Here is a 23,740-nt window from a genome sequence, read left to right as displayed (position 1 = left end):
CATTTTCGTTTTCTTAATACATACTAGTTTATCATAATTATCTGAAATCTAACTATTTACCTCATAGTTTTAATGGTTCTTTTTAGTTATACATGACTTATGCTATTATTAAATCCCATTGTTTACGCCTAATAAAAACTTTGTGATGTGTGGATGAAGGTACATAGGGTATATCCTGCATTTAAACCCTATAAAAGTGTGAAAAATACGCCCCTAAACTTTATGGAAAAGAGACAACTCTATTCAGAAGTCTCTTTAAATTTCCTCATATTCTTTAACCTTGTGATAAAAAGTAGCCTTGGTCATATTTGATTTTTTCATAGCTTCAACTGCAGTGATAACTCCTGCCTTTCATTGCATATAAGTATGCTCAAATTCAGGCGTAATAGATACTTTAGGTCTTCCTAGGTTTTACCCCGTGCCTTTGCGGTGACTATCCCTTCAGCTTGACCAGTCTTAATCCTAGTTCTCTCTCCTTCAGCAATAATCCACGATAAAACCTGTAAAACCAAGTCAGCTACGAAAGAACCGATCGAGTCATTGTATTTACCTGTATCTAATAATGGCATATCAATTACAACAATATGTGCCTTGATATTCTGTGTGATATCTTTCCACTCATTTAGAATCATCTCTTTGTTATCCATCGTTCAATCTACCTTGTTATTTGATACTCCTATCAATTTTGTATCCAAAGGTCAAAGAGAACTATGAAACGTTTCAAAAATCGATTATATACTATATGAGAGTTACCAAAATCCTTTTTTAATGGTTTCATGATATACATTCCAAAAAGTGTACCTTTTGAAACGTATTTTACAAATCGAAACAACATGTTTAAAAATATACCTATTGCTTTGACTGACTTAATAGTTCGTACTCCTTCTCAAGTACTCGTCTCGAACAATATTAGCTTATTACTATCTAATTTATCATTTTCCCCTATTAAATCAGAGCAAATACTTGAGTCGTATCAGGAATCCACCAAATATTTGTGTTAATGAGAGTGGTTTCTGAATCAAACCAATTACTTTTTCCGTTAAACGTACGGAAATTCCTCGGATTCAATCTTAAGCATCACTGAATAAAGGGTAAAAGAGAAAAAGTAAAACACTCACAAGCCATTCTGAGTTTTTGAGGTGGAATGCTATTTGCACAATATAAGTCAGTTTAGAATAGAGAGTAGAGTAAAATATATCATAAAATGCTCTAACTTGAATCTTGTATTATAATTAAATTATGGAAAGAAGAGATAGATGTTGGAAGTGTGAAATGAGAAAGAACTTTATTAATTCTAAGCGGAGCGATATTGAGGGTTTTAATTCTTTTAAGTGGTCGTTATGTGGTAGGGGCTTTAAATTGAATATGAATGAAGTTCAAGAAGATGATGTAATAGAGCTGTTTTGTCCAAACTGCAGAATCCCAAATCCAATATCTACTTACTACACTGATGATATAATAGAGCATGCAGAGACACTTGTTATAAATCAGGTAATGGATCTATTGACTGATTTTACAATTGGATTTATTAGCAATGAAAAAGGTGGGTTAAAATGATCTATAGAGGTGAAGTATACTTAGTCAATACATCAGAGAACGAAATAATGGATGAAAAGTCTGTTAGACCTTGTTTAATTGTGCAAAATGATATTGGTAACCGCTTTTCTCCAACAGTTATTGTTGCTGCACTAACAAATCGTATTGAAACTCCTAAATTACCTACGCATATCTTATTAGAAAAAGATAAGTATGGATTTGATTCTAATTTTATTATCTTAATGGAACAGATTAGAACAATTAGTAAAGGAAGATTGCTCGATAAAATAACTACATTGGATGAAGCGGATTTAAACCAAGTTAATGAAGCTTGGTGTATTTCTGGAGGAGTCAATATTGAAGTTGCTACGCCAGTAGAGGCAACAAGGGATTTTTACGAATTCTTTTTAAATGAAAAAGTGAACGCACTTGAGGAAAACCTTGGGAATGAATTTAAAACACCTAGAGACTCATATGATTCAGAGGAAATAGTAAAGTTAGTAAAAAATAAGTTAATGGAATATGTCGTTAGTTTTCTTAATGGCAATGGAGGAAGTATATATTTTGGTATAGATAATTCTGGAATAATAAAAGGATTAAATTTAAGTTACGAAGAGCGAGACCAGCTAGCTTTAGATATAAACAATTTAATTAATGACCGTGTAATTCCTAGTATTAGTCCATCTTACTATACTATAAAATGGCATTCAGTCAAAAATAGGGATAGAAATAATATAGATAATCTGAATGTTCTTGAAATAGAAATTAAAAGACCTTTTGATCCGCTAGCTATTTATTTTGATAACGGGGAGACTTTATATATTAAGACTAGTACAGGAAGGAAAAAATTCACTAAACCACATCAAATGGTAAGTAGCATTATGAAGAGAGTTCTAGAAAATAGAGAGTTTATTGAGTCAACAATAAAGCTTAACAAATAAAATCTCCTAAAGATAAGGTCTTTATTATCTTGAATATTCAAAAAAATCATATTAACATAACAAAGGTAAGATATAGATTTACCCTTTTAATAGATTCTCAGTTTCTAGCGATTAGTTTCAAAAAATTCATCAAATTCAGACCTAATATTGGGACAATACCGATTTACCATTAAAGATGAATGCAAACTTACAACACTTCTACCAAGACAGTAAAGAATATCATAACAAGAATTACGCTATCTAAGCGGTGCGAGGAATTATTCCTTTGTCGCTGCGTCAGTTAAAATATTCTGGAGTGCTGAATATCCATGGCTTTCTAATGAATATCCTGAAAGCGACATTGGGTGCGTTCCTTCAACCCTTAAAGCTAATTGAGTAGAACTCCCCCCCATAGAGACTATACCATTAAGAAGTAAAGCCGCTAGTATTAAATACCCAGCGGCTTTCTTCTCTCTATACGATTATGCATCCCTTGGTATGCTATCCAAAAATGGCTCTACCGTTTAGTCCTCCTCATGCATAGAGCAAGGGATGTTAAAACAATAGGTAAGGAATTGAGCATGATCCAAATCACCTCGGACTTTAATTTTAATAGGTTTAGTAAATTGGCGATATTAGCGGATAGAAGACCTGCAAGCAAGAAACCTGCAAGTAGGTACTTACTACTCATATTAACCTCGACCATAGTAAGGAAGTTTGGAATTGAACCAAATGCCATGAGTTGGTGAATCATTTGATACAAATATAACATGTATTTCCTTTTCATCAAAGCCTTAAACTTCTTCTTTTACAGCGTATTTTCTTCTAAAAAAGTCTCATATTTAACCTATATGTATTCTGCCCTCTAGCAGAAGTACAACCACAAACAAAATACTTTTTTTGTAAGTATCAAACAATAAAATCTCAGCTTTATTAATGCCTTAAATCCCCACCTCACGCTTCAACAATTTGCTACAGTACCATTTAGAATGACTCCTCAGATTCATAGTTAGAAATGTTTAGTTTTGTATCACGCTTCCAACTCATTAGCTATCCCAAAAGTAAAAAACACCAACTATATAAATCAGTGACTCATTTCCTCATTCTTTTTTACATTATTAATAATCCATTTTTATTATACTAATGTTAATCGTTTCAAAGTTTATTTACTCTCTGCCCACTTTACGACAGCTACCTCTAAAACATCCAATCTCGGCAAAATTGAGCGATACCAATGACTTGCTTCATCGCCAGGTAGACACTTAGCAGAAGCTAAAAATGCCCTCCTTTGCCAATTTGGAAGTTGCATTATACTTCTCTTTCTAGTTTTAAACCAAGATTGTTGATTTGCTTGACCAAGTGCCAGTATTATTTTCCTTCTTGAAAAATCATCAAAATATTCATTGTAGAATGTTGCCATTTTATCGATATTCCATCCTTGTCCATTGCTAAAAGTTTTAAATAACCACATTCTATGATACTCCAAATGACCAACGATAGAATCATCAAGTATGCTAATTAGTTTTTCACTTACTTCCTCTTTTTGTAACTCATTTAATTCTAATTCATTTAGGTAAACGAAAATATGCTTAAAGGAAGTATATAATTTATCAATATTCTCTAAAACTGATTCTAACGCATCTGTGTTTTGCAATTGAGCCATTCTTCTCAAAACAAACCCGACTATTTTTGAATTGGCACTTTCTGAGTCAATTTGTTCTTGAAGAATCGCTAAAAGGTTCAAACTATCGATTTGTTCTTGAGTATCGTCTGGTAAAAAATCATAATCAATTTCTCCATATGGGTCTTCTATCCCAATCTCCTGAAGTATGTCCAAAAATTTATCAGATAATCTCTCAATCTCTACTGATTCTTTAGATTTTAAGTATTCCCTTCTGAATTCATCAACAGTCATTATTCTAGTCTTGTGCTGTTGTAATGTTAAACCATGATTTTCAAACAACATTTCCGCTAATATTGCTAACTGTTGATAAGCCTCTTTTTCACTAGGGCAAAATATTCTAAAATCATCGACATATCTACAACAATCAACACCTTCACTAAGCAATCCTTCATCTATATCATTAAGTGTAAGTTCGGCTAGTAATCTTGATGCGTCCTGCCCAACAGGTATTCCGTAAGAGATGCTATAATTCCAACTGTTTAATAAACGTTTAATTGCAAGGGCGTGATTAGTTTTAGTAGTACAAGAACTTAAAGCATTTTCCAATGGATGTAAGTATAATCTGGGAAAAAAATCTGCTATATCTGCTACTACAACATACTTAATGTTCTCATCACCTATTAATGGATCAACTTTCTCTTCGCAATAATTCAAGAAACTTCCATAATGAATTTCAGAATCAAACATTCTTCCTTCATCATTTGGGTGAAATCTATAAGAAAAACTTACGTTCCTGTCTACAGGAATCCTCTTTGATTCAATATCGTGACCAATCTCGTAAACTAAAGCTAGATACATCAATGTATCTAACGGGTCTAACTGAGTGGATAGCCGAAAACCAAATTTATGTTTTGGTGTAAGACTCCTTCTATAGTCCCTTACTTTCCACTGTAACATATCTTGATTTCTTAAGTACTCTTTAAGAGTTGTACCATTAGGCAATTCTCTTGTATTAGTATCCCATAAATACCTAATTGCTTCATATTCAAAAGGAACTGGAAAAATATCGGTATCACCATAATTCTCTATATGTTTTAATGCCCATTCTAACGATTCCATTTTTAGTTTTAACAAATTAACTCCCCCAATAAGTAATAGGATGCATTTCGACAAAGATAGTATAAAACCCTCCTCATTTTTTAATGTCAACATAAAATTCAATGCTATTCAAATTAATATGGAGTATACTTGTTATGCTTTTTCTTGTTGTATAAGTCAAGTTTCTATATTAAACAGACAAAATAAAAGACTGGTTTTATTAATATATGAATGGTGAATAATTACACAATGTTCGATCCTCTCCTCTAATACCCAAAAAGAGAGAGTCTTAATTAAGACACCCTTCTGTGAATGTTATTGATTAATATACCTCTGACCAACCGTGTAGTTTTTTTGATTTATTCTTTATATAATTACGTTCTGCTTCTGATAATTCTTTGCCTCCAACCTTCAATAATTTTTTACTTTTAAACCAATCATTCCTTTCAATTGCGCCTATGATAACTTCACTATCGCACCACCTTGAATATACATTATGGTCACGTATTTCCTTTGTTTTTCGTAAAGTTTCACGCAAAGTCAATTTGAATAACAGTTTGGCTTCAAATAAGGCTGTAATATAGGTCGAAGCTGTTTTTTCATTTATGTTTGCGTATTTAGTTATTCTCTCGATACTTTCTGTCGAATAAAAATCCCCCATACTTCCAATCAATGCTCTCGAAATTGCCATCAGATAGAGGGATATCATATTCGCTCTATTGTGTTTTGATTGAATTGTAAATAACTTAACAGCATCATCGATATAGACAGTTGTGTAAATGAGTCCATACTCAATCAACTCTTTGTCTATTTCTTCGTCATCAAATCTGTTTACAAACTCCTTGCTCATCACATAGTCATTATTAAACTTAACGAAGAACAACGTACTTCCTTTTAAATCAATTGGTCTCATCTCTTTTGTCAAAGCAAGGTCTGAATAAATACTAATAATGTTTAGCTCTTCGAGTTCTATAAGTCCTTGCCTTACCATGTTTTGATTTTCAGTACGTTGATTGTACCCCACCATACCCAACAATCCGTTAATGCTTGTTTGCTGAAATAGTTGAGTTTGATTTATATTACGGCTCATTGTTAATGAGGTGTAGATCATCTTGCTCATGTTTAAGATACTATTATTACGAACAATTGCGTTTGGAATCATGATGTATGGCTTATCTGTATTCTTTGTTGACAAAATATTTTCTACTTTCTTATGACTAAGTTTCACTATTAAAAATAGCAGTCATATAAAATCCCTCCCTTTAATTTTGAATTTCAAAATGCTGAAATTATATGTACCCCCCTTGTGGGGCGCATATAAGTCTCTCTTTAATTATTTTTTATATAAAGAATGTTTATCTATTTAGCACCCCCATTCTGCGTATGGTTTTATACAATGATTTCTGAGGTTTGAAAACTGAATGTATGATTTTATACAATGATTTCTAGAATGCTAAAATATCTGTATATTTTTATACATATAATATTTTTGAGACTCCATCATATCCTTATCTTCTCACAATAAATCTCATTCAAACCTATAGTAACAACGGCTCAAATGAGATTTATTTGTAATAACTACCAATGATTTATTTTTGATTCTTAAGTTTAATATTTTATGCTTTTGTCTCATTCTTCAGTATCTAGATTGATTGTAACCTCTAGTGGTCAGAACCTCATCGTTTAATTGTTATTGATTAGATTCCCAACGCCTTCATCCACTCAGATTTACCTTTAGCGTTCATCTCTTCTTCCCGTTCATGGCAACGTTTATCCTTTTCTTCTTGCTCTTCTTCATAAGCCTTTCTTGTTTTACCGCCAGCTATTTCAACCGCCTGCCACCACTTACTATAGACTTTCTCCTGTTCTTCTTGATTAGAACATCTTATTATTACATCTACTGGCTGTTGATAACCGTTGTATTCCCACCAAGATATACAAACATCATTCTTCGTATAGGTAAGGTAGCTATCTTTGTGAACCTCAAATCTTGTTATTCTACAGTTAGAAATGATACTCTCCTCTTTTAATGCTTGTATCATTTCTTCCATAGTAGTAAGTTTCTCTGATGGTTTCATATAGTCTCCTTCTACTCATTCATGCCTATGAGATTTTATTAGTTTTATTTTATAGCATGTTTTCTTCCCCTTCATATTGGATTTGCAATATATTTGTTTGACAGGATTATCGTAGTTCAAAAACATTACTGTTGAAGGAACACAGTAAATGTTACAGAGCTGATCCATCAGAGTTTTCGTTTCCCGATTAAGATTTCCTTTGTACTTTATACAATATTTAGTTTTTTTACTTAACATGTAGCTTTTCAATTAATGATTTTTACTTATCGTCAATATATATGAAAAATAAGGATAATCACTCCTTTTACCTACAAATGATGAGGCTTTTATCCTTATCGTATCGGAATTTTTTACACTGTGTTGGTGTAGTTAGGAGTGCTTAGTTCCTTTATCAACTGAAAATATTGTAGCGTATTTATATTACAGTGTAAACTATAACTTACTCTTTGAGTTAAAAATAATTTACAAAACTAACTTCCTTACTACATGTAAGCGTGTTATAATTTACGAATACTACAATCCATTTTGTTTATCGGAGGAACTATAACTATGAGTATTAATAACTTTGGTAGAGACATTAAAGCATTGAGAACAAAGAGAAAAATAGGATCGAGAGAGTTATCACGCTTGATTGGGAAGGCAGAAACATATATTTCTCAATTGGAGAGAGGGTTAATTAAAAAACCAGATTATAACACAGCGTACGATATAATGAAGCATTTAGAATTTACAGAGAGTAGTATTGATGACTTTTTATACAATTTCCATCAAATCAAATCTCCAAAAAGAATTGAATGTGAAGCACAGGAAGTTGCTAATTGGGAGGAAAAGAGGGCGGCAGAAATTGAAGAATTGTTATCACAGAGAGAGGAAGAAAACGATATTGTCCAAGAATATCCAGTAAATACGTTCGGAAAAAAAAGAAGTAATATTGAGAGTGAATGGATGATAGAATTAATTAGAAAACTTGAAAGGAAGAATGAAGAAATTAAAATGGAACTTTCATTTAATATAGATAAAAATGCACAAATTTTTGAGCATGTTATTTATAATCTCCACTCTTTGTTAATATCCATGAGAAAAGATAGAGAAAATTTTAATTTTTTTGTGGAGTTACTTGAGAGTGATTTAAGCATGCTTAGTGGAGAGAGTAAAGAAAAGATATTAAAAACTGTTAAACAGGTAAGGTAAAAACACTAAAAAATTACAATATCAGTACAAATTTGTTTTATTTCGAGTTAATGAAAAGGGAGCAGAATTAGCTGCTCTCTTTATCACTTTGGATTTTTTGTTTTCAGAATGCAATTTTTAAAAATTTGTTTTAGTTGCAATACCACCTTTATATTTATAATATTTAAACTATTATGTTCCCCTCGAGTTTTTTGACCAATTCCTCTTCACCAATTCTATACTTCCATATGAATCCACCTAGTGTTGACTGGTTTCCACTACAACAATTAGGTATATTTAAGTACAGCTTACCCAGTTGGTCTGATACCTCTCTTACATTACACTTCCATTCTTTAATTAATATCCCGTCTAAATCATATTGAAGAATTGTCCTTTTTGTTTTATTTATTAAATTGATTCTTTCTTGTAGAGTATGCTTTTCTGAATTATATATCCATATGAATCCTCTATACTTATTTATCCTCCTATTTGCACAGTTGTATATACATGCAGCTGAATACCCGAACTTCCTGTTAGCTTCTTTAGCGCTAATATGCAATGCTATAAAATGTCCATCTAAATTATATTGTAATACGGGTTTATTTAGTATCCGTTTTAATTTCTCTTTAGTAGAATCTTTTAATTTATTCCCTAAACAATTGCCAGCAACCTTAGAAACATTAAAACCTATTTTTCTATCGTAAGGTTTTGCATCATCAAGCCAAAATTGCTCTCTTTCTATTAAGTGTTCTCTTTTTACGACTGATTCTATTATTTCAAACTTAAATGCTTTTTCACCGTATCGGTTAAATGAATTCTGAAGATAGCTATTACAATGTTTATCTTTCCTTAAATCATTAAGATGAGTAGACCACCGTGCGCATATATTCACAGCACTGCCGATATAAAATTTTGAATTGCTTTTACACGTAATTTTATAAATACCGCTTAGAGTATTAAGCTCTTTCCATCTTATATCAAAGAGACCGTATCGCCCATTTAAAGCGTATAAATTCCCTTCACAGGTTTTACATCTTGCTTTAAATCCACTTTTAGCTGCTGTATCGATGTAGAAATGTTCGTTTGTTTTTGGTTTATCTTCTTTACACTTACTACATCTCTTTGTTTCTATATAACTTTCTAACATGTACCTCTTCATCCTTTCTCATCTAGTTAAGTTAGTCATTCAATCATTTAATTTTCTTAATACTCAGAAAATAATCAAGACGAAGGTCGCCCTTTTCTGTATTACATTGCTCACAAGCACAAACTAAGTTATTAAAAGTAGTCTTACCACCTTTGGAACGAGGAACTATATGATCTATGGTATTTCCCTTTACACCACAATATTGACAAATACGTTTATACTTTTTTAGTACAACATCTCTCAAATCAAATTGGTGAATACATGAATCATTTACGATTCCAGCCCTTTTTTCTTTTACCATGTTTACAGCTTCTTCATAGGAAACCTTATAAAATACTTTTCTTTTTGATCTAATTTTCACTGTGACTTTTATGTTGGACTTTCTTAATTTTTTAGTATTGAAGATATCCTTAGCGCCAAATTTTTTAAAGTATCTACAATCATGGCAATAAGACTTTCTGTGGCTTTTATCTCGACCGTTAGAGACAAACCTAGAATGATACCTTACTCTTTTACAAATAGAACAAGTTTTATACAATTTACAATATTCATTGATAAACTATCACTCCCCATGGTAAAAATTGAATTCGAATTCATATATCATCATAACATAAAAATATATAATTTCAAATTTTTACCATTAAACAAAAGTATTGAAATTGCTTTATTTGTAATACTTTTGTTTAATCTGTCTAATTTCTAAAAAAATATCTCTGTTGAACAAAATTATTCAAATATACTATTAGGAGTCATAAAAATTTCTTTTATTTTCAACCTAAAAATGAAAATTAGTGTATTTTTCAGCATTTTTCTCTTCGGTCATTCTTACAGCTTTCTGATAAAACAGATAAAACAATAGTAAATATTCTTTATTATAATCATCTATTTAGAGTTGCTAATCAAGATGTTATGGACAAAATAAATAGATTATATATATCAATGCTTTGAGACTCTTTATCGTGTCAGATTATACTTTTGTGTCATACCGTGTGGATATAGGTACTGCACCTCTTTACCTCTAAAAAACACTTTAAAAATGTCGAAAATACCCCCCCCGTCCTCATTTACAGCAAAAGAAGTAGCTGCGTTGTTGACTTCCTTACTGTCTAGTATCTTTTTAAGCGATTAATTGTTATTTTTATTTGTTCCCTTTTTATCTTAATTTTCTTGTAGAAAATAAATAATACTTAACTAATCAATTGTTTCTCTTTTTCTATCTCTAATATATATATGATAAAATAATAAGTAGGAAACCCTTGATAATTACATGCTTAAGAGCAATACAGGAGGCTCTTAAGATGCAAGGAAGTATAAAAAAAGATAAAACAACAGGTAAATATTATTTCATAGTAGATATTGGTAGAGACGAACTAACAGGTAAACGAAGACAAAAGAAGAAACGTGGTTTTACAACAAAGAAAGAGGCGGAAAAAGCTTTAGCGGTTGTACTAAATGAGTTAAACTTAGGTACTTTTATAGAACCACAGCTAATTGATTTAGACAGTTTTATAAAGGAATGGTTTGTAGAAAGACAGACACAGTTAGCTAAAAGTACACTAAAGAACCATCAGTGCTTATATAGAAATCACCTTAAACCTAAGTTAGGTCATTATAAGCTACAAGATTTAAATCCAATCGTTCTTCAAAAGTTCACTAACAGTTTGGTAGCAGATTCTTCTCTTAGTCACAATTCTGTTCGGAAGCTTTTATTTTTAATGAATCAGCTTATGAAGAAGGCACATGGTTTAAAGCTCATCTCTGAGAATCCATTAACACATGTGAATATACCAAGAGAAGTAAAGTCTGAAATGAGCATTTGGGACTTAAAGCAAGTAAATTACTACATTGCTCACGCTAAGCAAAATAGATATTATACAATCGTTCTTATGGCTTTGCTCACTGGAATGAGAAAGGGAGAAATCCTAGGGCTACGGTGGAGAGATATTGATTTTGAAAAACAGGTTATCTATATTAGACAAATCTATGACGGGTATGCGAAAGAACTTAAGGTGGGGGCTAAAACAGCGTCTGGTGTACGTTCCATTCATATTCCTGATATGCTTGTTAATCAATTGAAAAAAGAGCGTAAGAAAGTATTAGCTAATAAACTTAAACAAGGTATAACCTATAATGATTATGACTTAGTGAACTGCACAAAGTTTGGCAACCCTTTAGATTCATCTACTTTATCGAAGAGATTTAAAAACCATACTAAAAAGCTTGGGCTACCTGTGATACGATTTCATGATTTACGTCATACGCATGTAACCATGTTGATTCAGCAAAATGTGAATGTGAAGGTTATCTCCGAACGTGTTGGACACTCTTCTATTCAAATCACATTAAACCAATATAGCCACGTCTTGCCGAGTATGCAACAAGAAGTGGCTGATAAATTAAACACTTTATTCATTAATATGTGACCAGCTTGTGACCAATTAAAAGGTTAAGGTGGTTAAAACCTTACTACATCAAGATTTAATTCAAAACGCCCAGTTCCCTTTTCTAAACACAGGCTCGCTTGTACCGTCAGCTTTAATGCCGTCGATGTCCATTTCAGCTGAGCCAATCATGAAGTCAACGTGGGTGATGCTGTCGTTTGCTCCGTTTTGTGATAGCTCTTCTTTAGACATCGTTTTTCCACCTTCTAAACAGAAGGAATACGAGCTGCCGATGGCTAAGTGGTTGGATGCATTTTCGTCAAACAGCGTGTTGTAGAAAATGATGTTTGACTGAGAAATTGGCGATTGATGCGGTACTAAGGCTACTTCTCCTAAGTATTTGGCACCTTCATCTGTTTCAATTAAGTGCTTTAACGTTTCTTCGCCTTCTTCTGCTTTTACATCCACAATTTTTCCGTTTTCAAATGTTAGCGTGAAGTTTTCAATTAAGTTTCCTGCGTAGCTAAGCGGTTTTGTGCTTGTTACTTGACCGTTTACGCCGTCTTTTTTTGGAAGTGTAAATACTTCTTCTGTTGGCATATTGGCCATGAACGAGTTGCCGTCTTCATTAACACTGCCTGCGCCCACCCAAATATGTTTGTCAGGAAGTTCAATTGTTAAATCTGTTCCTGGCGCTTTATAGTGAAGCTTAGAAAATCTTTTTTCATTTAAAATGTCTACTTTTGTATGTAATGAAGCATTATGCTCTTCCCATGCGGCCACTGGATCTTCTTGGTCTACGCGCACAGATTTAAAAATAGCTTCCCATAGTTTTTCTTGCTGCTGTTCTTCTGGAACGTCAGGAAATACTTTAGCTGCCCAGTCTTTTGAAGGAACAGCTACGATGGACCAGCTGATTTTATCAGATTGGATCGCTTCACGGAATTTTTTCATTGCTTTTCCGCTTACTTTTTGGAACGCAGCAATACGTTTGCCGTCTACTCCTTTTAATAAGTCAGGACCGCTTGAAATTACAGATAAAACAGCGCCTCCGTTTTTCACAAGCTCTTCTCTTGCCTGAGCTTTCCAAGCAGGAAATTCATTAAATACAGATTCATCCGCTTTTTCATATTTCAAACGAACTAAATGATCGTCATGCCAGTCTACATCAACAGACTTTGCTCCGGCTTCATACGCTTTTTTCGCAATTTCACGAACAAAATCAGCGGAAGAAATATCAGCATTAATGTTTAATACTTGCCCTTTTTGAATGTTTACACCGACTTTTACAGCTAGCTCGGCGTACTTTTCAATATTGCGCTCAAACTGTTCCATAATTTATCTCCTTTACGTATATATTCTAACAACTTTATTGTATCATGAATAAAACATCAATTAAAAATCCTAGCCTATAGTTTACATAATATAATTACGTTATTTTACAGATTATTATATAGAAAAAGTTTGTTCTTTAAGAATCAGAACAAACTTTTGTCTTTTACAGATTCCGTTTTGTAGCCGAGCCGCTCCGAAATGTTCTTGCCTATATCAACCATGCGTTCTTGAAGGTACGTTAATCGCTCATTGGTCATACGCATCGTAGCACCGGAAATGCTGACTGCAGCAACGACTTGACCAAGGTGATCAAAAATAGGGGCTGCGATGCAAGTAATTCCGTATTCATTTTCTTCTAAATCCAGCGCATATCCTTTTCGTTTTACTTCTGAAAGTTCCCGGAGAAAGCTTTCTTCATCTGTAATGGTGTGATCGGTATGAGCTGGTAAGCCTTTTCTTTCAAGAATGCTTGTTACCGTGTTAAGCGGTAAAAAAGCTAGGATAGCTTTACCAACAGACGTACAGTGCATAGGCGCTCTTTTCCCCACTTTTGAGTGCATGCGCAGCGTCTGATTTCCTTCTAGCTTTTCAATATACACTACTTCACCTTGATCGTAGACAACAAGATGAATAACTTCATTTGTCTCACTTTCAAGTTCTTGCAAAAACGGCTTTGCTTCCGTTCGTAGATCAATAGAATCTAAAAGCTTTGAACTTACTTCTAAAAACTTATACCCAAGCTTGTACCGCCCGCTTTCTTGATCTTGTTCAATATAGCCATACTGAGCAAGAGTAGTTAGAATACGGTATACGGAGCTTTTATTAATGTCCATTTGCTTTGCAATTTCTGTGACCCCTACCCCTTCTCTTTCCATGCTGACAATTGTGACAATGTCCAATGCCCGGCTTACAGACTTCACCATATTTTCTCTCTCCATTTTTCCTCTCTCCTCTATGTGTCATTTTACTGCCGGGCATTTTTTTATCACTTTTATACGTTTACACGTTCTTTCTCTGCAACAAATGGATTTTGGAGAGTTCCAATTTCTCGGATGGTGCATTCAATAACATCGTTTGCGCTCACCAGTTCCGCGCCGACCGGACTTCCTGTTAAAACCACATCTCCCGGCTTAAGGGTCATAACAGTAGATAGGTAAGCAATCATTTCTCCAACCGAAATAATCATTAAATCTGTCGAGCTGTTTTGTTTTTCAACACCATTTAAAAACGCTTTTACGTGAATCGACTTAAAATCAAGCTCTGTTTCGATTACGGGTCCAAGAGGCGTAAATGAATCAAAGGATTTTCCAATGGTCCAGTGCCCGTCTTCATGAAAATAATCCGGCGCCGTCACATCGTTTCCAATTGTATACCCAAATATATAATCCAGTACGTCTTCTTTTGCGATGTTCTTCGCTTCTTTTCCAATAATAACTGCAAGCTCAGATTCAAACTTAACGTGCTTAATAGCAGTTGGAATAACAATGTCTTCGTTTGGACCAATCACAGAAGATGTGGGCTTAAAAAAGAAGACAGGAATAGAAGGCATTTCCTTTGGAAGCTCAGACTTTGCGCCTGCATAATTTGCGCCTATTCCAATGATTTGATTCGGCTCTAAAGGAGCCAAAAGCTTTACTTCATTTACTAAAAAAGTCTGTCCTGTATAGTTCCATTTCTTAAATATATTTCCTTCAATAACGCTGATCGTATCTTCTTTTAGTACACCTGTATGACGGCTATCTTGTACAGCGAACCTTACAAATTTCATGACATAGCTCCTTTTCCCATTTGCTTTTTTTTAATAAGGATCGTAGGTAGTCAGGTTCTTAAGATGTAAGTACAGCCTGCCATCTCTATGCTGACAGGCCGTTTTTTTTACTGTTTTATAGCTGCTTTTGCCTTTGCTTCGATACGACGGCGGTGTAAAATGGGCTCCGTATAGCCGTTTGGCTGATCATAGCCTTGAAATACTAAATCGCAGGCTGCCTGAAAAGCAATGGATGCGCTGTAGTTCGATGACATTGGCTGATACAGAGGATCATTTTCATTTTGTTGATCCACTACTTTTGCCATTCGCTTTAGCGTTTCCGTTACTTGTTCTTTTGTACAAATCCCATGATGAAGCCAGTTGGCTACGTGCTGACTGGAAATACGAAGCGTTGCCCGGTCTTCCATTAGCCCTACATTATTAATATCTGGTACTTTTGAGCACCCTACTCCTTGGTCGACCCATCTTACTACATAGCCGAGTATTCCTTGAGCGTTGTTGTCTAGCTCCTGCTGGATTTCATCTTTGCTCCAATTTGGTTTTTCGGCCACAGGAATTTGCAAAATGTCATCTTGTAAATCAGTGGACTTAGTAAGCAATTCGTTTTGAACATCTCTTACATCAATTTGATGATAGTGAAGAGCATGAAGCGTTGCTGCGGTTGGTGAAGGCACCCATGCCGTATTCGCTCCTGCTTTTAAATGCCCCACTTTTTGCTTCAGCATTTCGGCCATCATATCAGGCATTGCCCACATGCCTTTTCCGATTTGAGCGCGGCCTTGGAACCCGCTTGCTAACCCTATGTTTACATTAGACTGCTCGTAGCCTTGAAGCCATTTAGACGCCTTCATATCATTTTTACGGATAACAGCTCCTGCTTCCATAGAAGTGTGAATTTCGTCACCTGTTCGATCCAAGAATCCAGTATTAATAAACGCCACTCGGTCTTTTACTTCTTTGATGCACGCTTTTAGATTAAGTGTTGTGCGGCGCTCTTCATCCATTACGCCGATTTTAATCGTATGACGCTCAAGCCCTAGCATATCTTCAATTGAATTAAATAACGTGTTGGCAAAAGCTACTTCTTTGGAGCCGTGCATTTTCGGTTTAACGATATAGATAGAGCTCTTTTTAGAATTTTGATACGTACCGTTTTTAAGCAAAGTGTGTTTGGCAATTAAACTAGTAATCACGCTGTCTAAAATACCTTCATAGATTTCGTTGCCATTTCGATCTAAAACAGCGCTGTTTGTCATTAAATGCCCAACGTTTCGAACAAACATAAGCGAACGACCAGACAGTGAAATCTTTTCCTTGTGGGGAGAAATATAGGTACGGTCTGGATTTAAACGCCTTGTCATGTTTTGACTTCCTTTTTTAAAAGTAGACGTCAAATCACCTTTCATTAATCCCAGCCAGTTGCGGTAAACATCTACTTTGTCTTCTGCGTCTACTGCCGCTACTGAATCTTCACAGTCCATAATCGTCGTAAGAGCTGCTTCCATTAAAATATCTTTTACACCCGCATCGTCCGTTTTACCAATCGAATCCGTACGATCAATTTGAACTTCAAAATGCAGGCCGTTGTTTTTGAATAAAAGAGCATCAGGGCTTTCTTCTTCTCCTTGATACCCTACAAATTTATCTTCTTCCTGTAACTCTGTTAAACTGCCATCGTTTAATTGAGCAACAAGCTTTCCATTTTCAAGACTGTACTGAACCACTTCTGCATGAGAAGACTGAACGAGCGGAATAACTTCATCAAGAAAATTCTTTGCAAACGCAATAACTTTTTCTCCTCGAATTGGATTATAAGAACTCGTGCGCGAAGCTCCATTTTCTTCACTGATTGCATCAGTGCCGTAAAGTGCATCATAGAGACTCCCCCAGCGTGCATTAGCAGCGTTAATAGCATACCGAGCGTTATTCACTGGTACCACAAGCTGTGGTCCCGGTTGATAGGCAATTTCGCTGTCTACTCCTTCTGTACCAATAAGAAAATCTTCTGCCTTGTCTTCTAAATAGCCAATTCTCTTTAAAAACGATTTGTATTCGTTAAAGTCACCGTCAGGATTTTCTTGATGCCATGCATTAATTTGAGCTTGAAGCTGATCACGCTTTTCTAACAAACGTTTATTTACGGGTGTTAACTCAGTTACTAACGCTTCAAAATCAGACCAGAAATTTTCTGTACTTAGGCCGCTGCCCGGGAGAGCTTCCTCATTAATAAATTGATAGAGAACTGGAGCTACTTTCAGATTTCCAACTTGTTTGTAGTTTGTCACCGTCTGTTTCCTCCTCTTACTTCTTTACATTTTTAAATTTGGACGCGCTTTCAATTCTTTTTGCCAAAATGGTTAAGACGAACATATGCGGTACTGTTTCTTATTACAAAACAGCGTTTTATTTTTGTTAAAAAAATCATATCATCGAGCGAATGTATTTTCAAGAATTTTCTAAAAATAACCCACTTTTTTCTTTTCTTTTTTGACTTCAGCGCAGCGGCTCGGACTTGGAAAAAGCTTTCCTGCATTTAATAGATTTTTAGGATTAAATACTTCTCGTATATTCGTTTGTGCTTGAATTTCATCTTCATTAAAAACAAATCGCATTTCTTCTTTTTTTTCAATGCCCACACCGTGTTCCCCGGTAATCGTTCCTCCTACTTCTGCACATACTTGCAAACATGCGCTTCCGGCTTCGAGTGCTTTTTCAGTTTCCCCTGGCTTTCTAGCATCAAATAATACAAGCGGATGCAAGTTCCCGTCTCCAGCGTGAAAAATATTGGCAATACGAAGGCCTGCTTCTTCGCTAATTTTGTTGATTCGCTTCAGCACTTGAGGCAGTTTACTTCTTGGAATAACGCCGTCTTGTACGAGGTAGTCAGGGGATATAGCTCCCATCGCTCCAAATCCTGTTTTGCGATTTGCCCACCACCTGGCGCGCTCTCCTTCACTTTCAGCTACTTTCACTTCCCGTACGTTTTGTTTTTTGCATACGTCTAAAATACGTATGATTTGCTCTTCGATACCGGCTGAAATGCCGTCTACTTCAATTAATAAAAGAGCTTCAATATCTCTAGGGTGTCCGACTGGAAACGCAGCAGCTTCCACTCCTTCAATGGCGGTTTTATCCATCATTTCAAGCGCAGCGGGCACAATGCCGGCTGATATAATGTCGGATACCGCTTGACTGCCGTCTTCTACGCGGTCGAAATAGGCAAGTACCGTTTGTTTGGCTTCGGGGTTTTTCAAAATGCGCACCGTAATTTTTGTAACGATTCCTAACGTCCCTTCTGATCCTGTTAAAAGTCCTAATAAATCATATCCCGGTTCATCTGGAATACCTTGCTTGCCAAGTTCAATCACATCTCCATTTGGAAGCACCACCTCTAGCCCTAAAATATGGTTGGTAGTTACACCATATTTTAGACAGTGTGCCCCTCCCGCGTTTTCCGCTACATTTCCACCAATGGTGCAGCAATACTGACTCGAAGGATCGGGTGCATAATAATATCCTTTTTCAGAGATTGAATTAGTTAACTTAAGATTAATAAATCCGGGCTCTACAACGGCACGTCTGTTTTCATAGTCGACGCTAAGCAGCCGCTTCATTTTTACTAAACTAATAATCACTTCGTTATTAAGCGGAATCGCTCCTCCGCTCAGTCCTGTGCCTGCTCCTCTTGCAAGAAAAGGCAAGTCATGTTCATTGCAGTATTTAACAATGCTAGAAACTTCTTTCGTATTTTTAGGAAATAACACCGCTTTAGGCAAGTGTCTGTGAATAGTAAACCCATCGCAGTCGTACGCAAGTAAATCTTCTTTGTGATACAAAATAGAATGAGCATCTACTAGTTGAGAAAGATTTTTCACGTGAAGATCTTTTATTCTATTTTTCTTCAACACGATGCGCTTCCTCCTCTTCTTTTTGATAGGCCCACTCCAAAAGCTGTACCGTGTGAACAATTTGCTGACTTCGTCCATATTTTTTCACTCCTACTGCCATCTGCAGCATACATCCTGGGTTTCCCATTGAAATCATTTCTACGTCAGGGGGCACATTTTCCATTTTACTTTGAAGCACGGCTCCCGCCATGTCAGGGTTTGTTAAATTATAAATTCCTGCGCTTCCACAGCATCTGTCTGCGTTAGCCATATGAACCATTTCAACTCCCGGAATAGAAAGCAAAATATCTCTTGGTTCTTCTCTAACTCCTTGACCATGAGCTAAATGACAAGCGTCGTGATACGTAATGCGCGTATGCAGCTTCGCCTGCGGAGGGCGATATCCCGTATCATGAAGGTATTTTGAAATATCCTGGACTTTTTTAGCAAAGACTTCGGCTTTTTCAAGCCACTCTTGCTCTTCTTCTCTAAATAGTTCAGGATACTCTTTTAACATGCAGCCGCATCCCGCAGCGTTTACAATAATGGTATCGGCATGCTGAAACGCCTCTATATTTTTTTTGGCAAGCTGCCTTCCCATGTCTCGGTCTCCTGCATGAACGTGCAAAGCACCACAGCACGTCTGAGAATGAGGAATAACAACGTCATTTCCGTTTCTTCTTAATACATTAAGAGTCGCTTCGTTAATATCACTGAACATGACGTCCATAATGCAGCCCGTTAAAAAAGCAACTTCGGCTTTTCTTTCGGCTTTTGCTTTTAGAACGCGTTCTTTTTTATATTTTTTTCGAACAGAACGGGTAATTTTAGGCATTACATGTTCCATTTCTGCTAGATGTGTTGGCATCATATTTAACATGCCTGTTGTGCGAACCATTTTTTGCATCCCGCTTTTTTGATACAACTTTAATAGACTTCCTGCAGCTTCTAAGCGATGGGAATGAGGAAAAAGTTCCTTTAGAAAAAACTTGCTGATCATTCCTTTCCATCCCGTCAAAGGCATCGCCTGACGAATTTGGCCGCGAGCTTCTTCAATGAGTCCGCCAACGTCTACATTTGCAGGACAAGCAGTTGTACAGGCACGGCAGTCCAAACAAGCAAATACAGGATCTGTAAACTGTTCATTCACGCTTATCTTTCCTTCTGCTACCGATTTGATAAGGTGCACGCGTCCTCTTGGTGAATGCTGTTCTTGCCCCGTTATTTCGTAAGTAGGACAAGACTCCAAGCACATTCCGCAGTGTACACAATCCGCCCATTTTTTTTCGTCTGGCGCGTCTTTCCACAAATAATTGCTAACGCTTTGACATGGAGCATCTTTGATATCCGCTTTCGCTGAATTCACTTAGATTCCTCCTATAAATCGTTTATAGTTAAGCACATTTTTAGCGTCCACCTTTGCTTTAATTCCTGCTAGTAACGGAAAATGAGAAGGTTTTTCCCCCCACACATTTACTTTTTGACGCAGTATAAAAGGCAAATGTTTAACGACCACATATCCTCCGTACGTTTTAGCCGTTTCAGTAAATGAAGTGATAACGGAAAGAATGGCTTCTTCTGAGCCCTTTATGTAGACTGAGCAAAGACCGTGTCCAACTCCTCCATGTGCTTTTACCAGCATGGGAAGGGATGTTTTTAAAGCAGTACTTTTGTTTATCACGTCAAGTACATTCATATTTGGTACACCGACTTTTAAAGTGGCTTCCGTTTCCTCTTCGGAAGAACCGCATGCACCATTTGGACTAATGTTACTAAAAAATCCCCAAAATACTTCGGCTTCTTTTTCATGAAGCACTTTTAAAATCGTATCAGACGGCTGAATGCTTTTGATGTAATTCTCTTGATAATGAACGGAACTTTCCACATCTTCAAAGCTGATTACAAGCGTAAACAGATGCTGCCCTATTACATCTTCAGCTAGAGAAGGATTTAATAATTCCAAGGAAACGGGCTCTATCATGGAGTCTAAGACTTTGCTAACAAACGCATGAACTTCTTCGATATTGCCTGTTGAAAAAGAAAGAAAAAGAACGCTTTGATACTTGGGCAGCGGACGCAGCTTTAACGTTATTTCGGATATAACGCCGAGCGTTCCCATTGAACCAATAAACAGCTTATTCATATCATAGCCAGCCACGTTCTTGACGACTTTTCCCCCTGAACGAACAATGGTTCCATCTGAATATACAACTCTCATACCGATTACTGCATCTCGAGCTGATCCATAAGACAAGCGCTTTGGGCCACTTTCATTCGCTGCAATAACTCCGCCGATTGTAGCGTAGTCTCCTAGAGCTGGATCAAGTGAAACTTGCTGATTGTACGTTTTTAAATACGTTTGCAGCTCTCCAAACGGCGTACCAGCTTTTACAGTAACCGTCATATCGCCTACTGTATGTTCAACAATTCCGCTGTATTCAGTCAGCGAAAGCAAAAGATCTGCTGTGTCTATAAGCCCGCCAAAGCCTTTTTTGGTACCGTTCCCTTCAATGACGACTTTTTTTCCGTGTTCCGCCGCATACCTTAAAACGGCTGCTATTTCTTGTTCTGAAGTTGGCTTAACATGCACGGACCCGTTATTTCCAAGGAAGTGATTCATATGCTGTTCTTCAAGTGTGGAAGGATGAGATAAAATGGATTTTAAATGACCTGGAAGTTCTAACGTACTCAATAAATTGACTCCTCTCGTTTTGTAATAGCAAACAACGTTTCACTAATAACATACAGAAGTGCCATGTATAATACGACTGAAAGTAGTAGATTAATAAGAAGAATAATTAGTAGAATAGATGAAAAGATATATTTTAAGCGCTTACAATCATTTAATCACCTATTCTTGGGATTTTCAACCAGTATTTTCTTCTTATCAACAAAAAAAATGTCCGTTCTTTAGAAAAAAAGTTTCTTTTAGTACTTGCCTATCACGAAAGTATTAGAATATAATGTAAGCGAATTCATTTTTACATAAGTCATCAGATGACCTTATCATCGTAGTTTTAATGGTTTCGTTTTACTAAATTCGTAGTTCACTAATTTGAAAATGAGGTGTTAGTTATGACATGGACACAGCAGTTCACTCCTGTAGGAAACAGCGTCATTTGGTCTTCATTAATCGCTTTGATTCCTATTCTTTACTTCTTTTGGGCTCTGGCTATTAAACGAATGAAAGGTTATATGGCTGGGATTACAACCTTACTGGTCGCACTTGCCGTTGCGATGCTTGCCTATAAAATGCCGGCTAGCATGGCTTTTATGTCAGCTAGTCAAGGAGCTGTATACGGTATACTGCCGATTGGATGGATTATCATTACATCCGTTTTTCTTTACAAACTAACTGTAAAAACCGGTCAGTTTGATATTATTCGTACCTCTGTCGTATCTATTACAGAAGATCGCAGACTTCAAGCTTTGTTGGTTGCTTTTTCGTTTGGGGCTTTTCTTGAAGGTGCTGCTGGTTTTGGTGCACCTGTTGCGATTTCAGCAGCTTTGCTTGTAGGACTAGGTTTTAATCCGCTGTATGCCGCTGGCTTATGTTTATTAGCAAATACAGCACCCGTTGCTTTTGGTGCAATCGGTATTCCTATCACGGCTATGGAGGGTCCTACTGGAGTAGCGGCAATGGAAATCTCTAAAATGGTAGGCCGCCAGCTTCCTTTTATTTCTGTATTTATTCCGCTATATTTGGTTTTTGTAATGGCTGGATTTAAGAAAACAGTAGAAGTACTCCCTGCTATTTTAGTATCCGGCGTCTCTTTTGCTCTTACACAGTTTGTCAGCTCTAACTTTTTAGGACCTGAACTTCCCGATATTTTATCGGCACTCGTTTCACTTTTTGCGCTCGCTATTTTCTTAAAATTCTGGAAACCGAAAACAACGTTTCGCTTTCAATCTGAAAAAGCAGCACATGAAGTAGCTTCCGCTTCGGCTGAGCCAAGAGAAACTCAAGGTCAGCCCGCATTCACGGGGGCTCAAATTGCAAAGGCGTGGTCACCTTTTTTAATTTTAACGATCTTTATTTCCATATGGGGAATTCCTCAAATTAAAACCGCTCTGACGGGACATTATGAAGGAACTAACGCTTTTTTGAGCGCTATCAATTCCGTCGGACATTATTTAACGTTTATGCCAGAAGTACCTTGGTTAAATAATTTAATTTTAAATGGAAATGGAGAACCAATTGCGGCAGTGTATAAGTTAGAATTACTAGGCGCTGCGGGCACAGCTATCCTGTTGTCTGCTGTTGTCACAAAATTTATCGTCAACATCTCTTGGAAAGAATGGTTTATTACGTTTAACGAGACGTGCAAAGAATTAGCGTTGCCGCTGCTTACCATTATGTCCGTTGTAGCATTTGCTTACGTGACAAATGCTTCTGGAATGAGTACAACCTTAGGACTGCTGCTAGCTAAAACAGGCGCGTTATTTCCCTTTTTCTCTCCTGTACTCGGCTGGCTTGGTGTTTTTATTACAGGATCAGATACATCAGCCAACTTATTGTTCGGCAACTTGCAAAAAATCACGGCTACGTCTATTGGAATGAATCCGCTTCTTGCGCTTGCAGCAAACTCTTCTGGTGGAGTAACCGGTAAAATGATTTCACCGCAGTCCATCGCTGTTGCCTGTGCTGCGGTTGGGTTGGCTGGAAAAGAGTCCGATTTGCTTCGTTTTACGGTGAAGCACAGCTTATTTTTACTGCTGATTGTCTGCGTATTAACATTTTTACAATCTAGTGTATTATCGTGGATGATTCCTTAATCAAAAAAGCTTCCGCAGCT

17 protein-coding genes and 2 pseudogenes are annotated in these 23,740 nt (G+C 36.2%); 6 read left to right on the top strand and 13 right to left on the bottom strand.

What is annotated here, in order from left to right:
• Window positions 1-255: 255 nt before the first annotated feature.
• Window positions 256-641: pseudogene (locus tag ACRPLQ_RS08250) on the bottom strand (recombinase family protein); the annotation flags it as partial.
• A 724-nt stretch (window positions 642-1,365) separates the two neighbouring features.
• Here ACRPLQ_RS08250 and ACRPLQ_RS08245 point away from each other — a divergent pair.
• From ACRPLQ_RS08245 to ACRPLQ_RS08235, 3 genes and pseudogenes are all read left to right on the top strand, one after another.
• Window positions 1,366-1,557, top strand: coding sequence for a hypothetical protein (locus ACRPLQ_RS08245; protein ID WP_432235880.1), 192 nt, complete (start codon window positions 1,366-1,368; stop codon window positions 1,555-1,557).
• Window positions 1,554-1,907 (top strand): annotated as a pseudogene (locus ACRPLQ_RS08240) (type II toxin-antitoxin system PemK/MazF family toxin); the annotation flags it as partial. The gene ACRPLQ_RS08245 and the pseudogene ACRPLQ_RS08240, both read left to right, overlap by 4 nt.
• A 48-nt stretch (window positions 1,908-1,955) precedes the next feature.
• A complete protein-coding gene (locus ACRPLQ_RS08235) occupies window positions 1,956-2,477 on the top strand; it encodes an AlbA family DNA-binding domain-containing protein (RefSeq protein WP_432236025.1) in 522 nt (173 codons plus the stop codon).
• A gap of 1,141 nt (window positions 2,478-3,618) precedes the next feature.
• Here the strand turns inward: ACRPLQ_RS08235 and ACRPLQ_RS08230 are convergent.
• The 3 genes from ACRPLQ_RS08230 to ACRPLQ_RS08220 all read right to left on the bottom strand — a co-directional run bounded on the left by ACRPLQ_RS08230 (window position 3,619) and on the right by ACRPLQ_RS08220 (window position 7,256).
• The gene (locus ACRPLQ_RS08230) at window positions 3,619-5,214 is read right to left on the bottom strand and encodes an RNA-directed DNA polymerase (RefSeq protein WP_432235879.1); all 1,596 of its coding nucleotides are present in this window, start codon (window positions 5,212-5,214) and stop codon (window positions 3,619-3,621) included.
• 286 nt (window positions 5,215-5,500) lie between these two features.
• Window positions 5,501-6,373: a hypothetical protein gene (locus ACRPLQ_RS08225; RefSeq protein ID WP_432235878.1), complete on the bottom strand. Its 873-nt coding sequence runs from the start codon at window positions 6,371-6,373 to the stop codon at window positions 5,501-5,503.
• A gap of 502 nt (window positions 6,374-6,875) precedes the next feature.
• The gene (locus ACRPLQ_RS08220) at window positions 6,876-7,256 is read right to left on the bottom strand and encodes a hypothetical protein (RefSeq protein WP_432235877.1); all 381 of its coding nucleotides are present in this window, start codon (window positions 7,254-7,256) and stop codon (window positions 6,876-6,878) included.
• 549 nt (window positions 7,257-7,805) lie between these two features.
• Between ACRPLQ_RS08220 and ACRPLQ_RS08215 the strand changes: the two genes are divergently transcribed.
• Window positions 7,806-8,447: a helix-turn-helix domain-containing protein gene (locus ACRPLQ_RS08215; protein WP_432235876.1), complete on the top strand. Its 642-nt coding sequence runs from the start codon at window positions 7,806-7,808 to the stop codon at window positions 8,445-8,447.
• 163 nt (window positions 8,448-8,610) lie between these two features.
• Here ACRPLQ_RS08215 and ACRPLQ_RS08210 read toward each other — a convergent pair whose 3' ends face one another.
• Window positions 8,611-9,573 (bottom strand): GIY-YIG nuclease family protein, encoded by a 963-nt coding sequence (locus ACRPLQ_RS08210; RefSeq protein ID WP_432235875.1) that lies wholly within the window; start codon window positions 9,571-9,573, stop codon window positions 8,611-8,613.
• A 43-nt stretch (window positions 9,574-9,616) separates the two neighbouring features.
• Window positions 9,617-9,874: an HNH endonuclease gene (locus ACRPLQ_RS08205; RefSeq protein WP_432235874.1), complete on the bottom strand. Its 258-nt coding sequence runs from the start codon at window positions 9,872-9,874 to the stop codon at window positions 9,617-9,619.
• A 997-nt stretch (window positions 9,875-10,871) separates the two neighbouring features.
• Between ACRPLQ_RS08205 and ACRPLQ_RS08200 the strand changes: the two genes are divergently transcribed.
• A complete protein-coding gene (locus ACRPLQ_RS08200; protein WP_432235873.1) occupies window positions 10,872-11,996 on the top strand; it encodes a tyrosine-type recombinase/integrase in 1,125 nt (374 codons plus the stop codon).
• A 60-nt stretch (window positions 11,997-12,056) separates the two neighbouring features.
• Here the strand turns inward: ACRPLQ_RS08200 and ACRPLQ_RS08195 are convergent, their stop codons facing one another.
• The 7 genes from ACRPLQ_RS08195 to ACRPLQ_RS08165 all read right to left on the bottom strand — a co-directional run bounded on the left by ACRPLQ_RS08195 (window position 12,057) and on the right by ACRPLQ_RS08165 (window position 21,636).
• Complete coding sequence (locus ACRPLQ_RS08195) at window positions 12,057-13,289, bottom strand: aminopeptidase (protein WP_033579379.1); 1,233 nt, start codon at window positions 13,287-13,289, stop codon at window positions 12,057-12,059.
• Window positions 13,290-13,432: 143 nt separating this feature from the next.
• Window positions 13,433-14,227, bottom strand: coding sequence for an IclR family transcriptional regulator (locus ACRPLQ_RS08190; RefSeq protein ID WP_221833051.1), 795 nt, complete (start codon window positions 14,225-14,227; stop codon window positions 13,433-13,435).
• Between the two features lie 53 nt (window positions 14,228-14,280).
• Window positions 14,281-15,057 carry a fumarylacetoacetate hydrolase family protein gene (locus tag ACRPLQ_RS08185; protein WP_335577071.1) on the bottom strand — a complete coding sequence of 259 codons (777 nt, stop codon included), beginning with the start codon at window positions 15,055-15,057 and terminating at the stop codon, window positions 14,281-14,283.
• A 107-nt stretch (window positions 15,058-15,164) separates the two neighbouring features.
• The gene (locus tag ACRPLQ_RS08180) at window positions 15,165-17,342 is read right to left on the bottom strand and encodes a malate synthase G (RefSeq protein WP_432235872.1); all 2,178 of its coding nucleotides are present in this window, start codon (window positions 17,340-17,342) and stop codon (window positions 15,165-15,167) included.
• Between the two features lie 171 nt (window positions 17,343-17,513).
• Window positions 17,514-18,965 carry an FAD-linked oxidase C-terminal domain-containing protein gene (locus ACRPLQ_RS08175; RefSeq protein WP_028412895.1) on the bottom strand — a complete coding sequence of 484 codons (1,452 nt, stop codon included), beginning with the start codon at window positions 18,963-18,965 and terminating at the stop codon, window positions 17,514-17,516.
• Window positions 18,949-20,310, bottom strand: a complete 1,362-nt coding sequence (locus ACRPLQ_RS08170) for a (Fe-S)-binding protein (protein WP_028414362.1) — start codon at window positions 20,308-20,310, stop codon at window positions 18,949-18,951. The genes ACRPLQ_RS08175 and ACRPLQ_RS08170 overlap by 17 nt, the downstream gene beginning before the upstream one ends.
• Entirely contained in the window at window positions 20,311-21,636 is a 1,326-nt protein-coding gene (locus ACRPLQ_RS08165; RefSeq protein ID WP_325077510.1) for an FAD-binding oxidoreductase, read from the bottom strand.
• A gap of 383 nt (window positions 21,637-22,019) precedes the next feature.
• On the opposite strand from ACRPLQ_RS08165, the gene ACRPLQ_RS08160 reads away from it, so the two are divergent.
• Complete coding sequence (locus ACRPLQ_RS08160) at window positions 22,020-23,720, top strand: L-lactate permease (RefSeq protein WP_325077511.1); 1,701 nt, start codon at window positions 22,020-22,022, stop codon at window positions 23,718-23,720.
• The last annotated feature ends 20 nt before the right edge of the window (window positions 23,721-23,740 follow it).

Origin of the sequence: Priestia sp. TRN 1309 (genome assembly GCF_050846875.1) — a bacterium.
Taxonomy (GTDB): Bacteria; Bacillota; Bacilli; order Bacillales; family Bacillaceae_H; genus Priestia; species Priestia zanthoxyli.
Note: the sequence above shows the minus strand (reverse complement) of the source record. Positions and strands in the feature narration are given on the sequence as shown.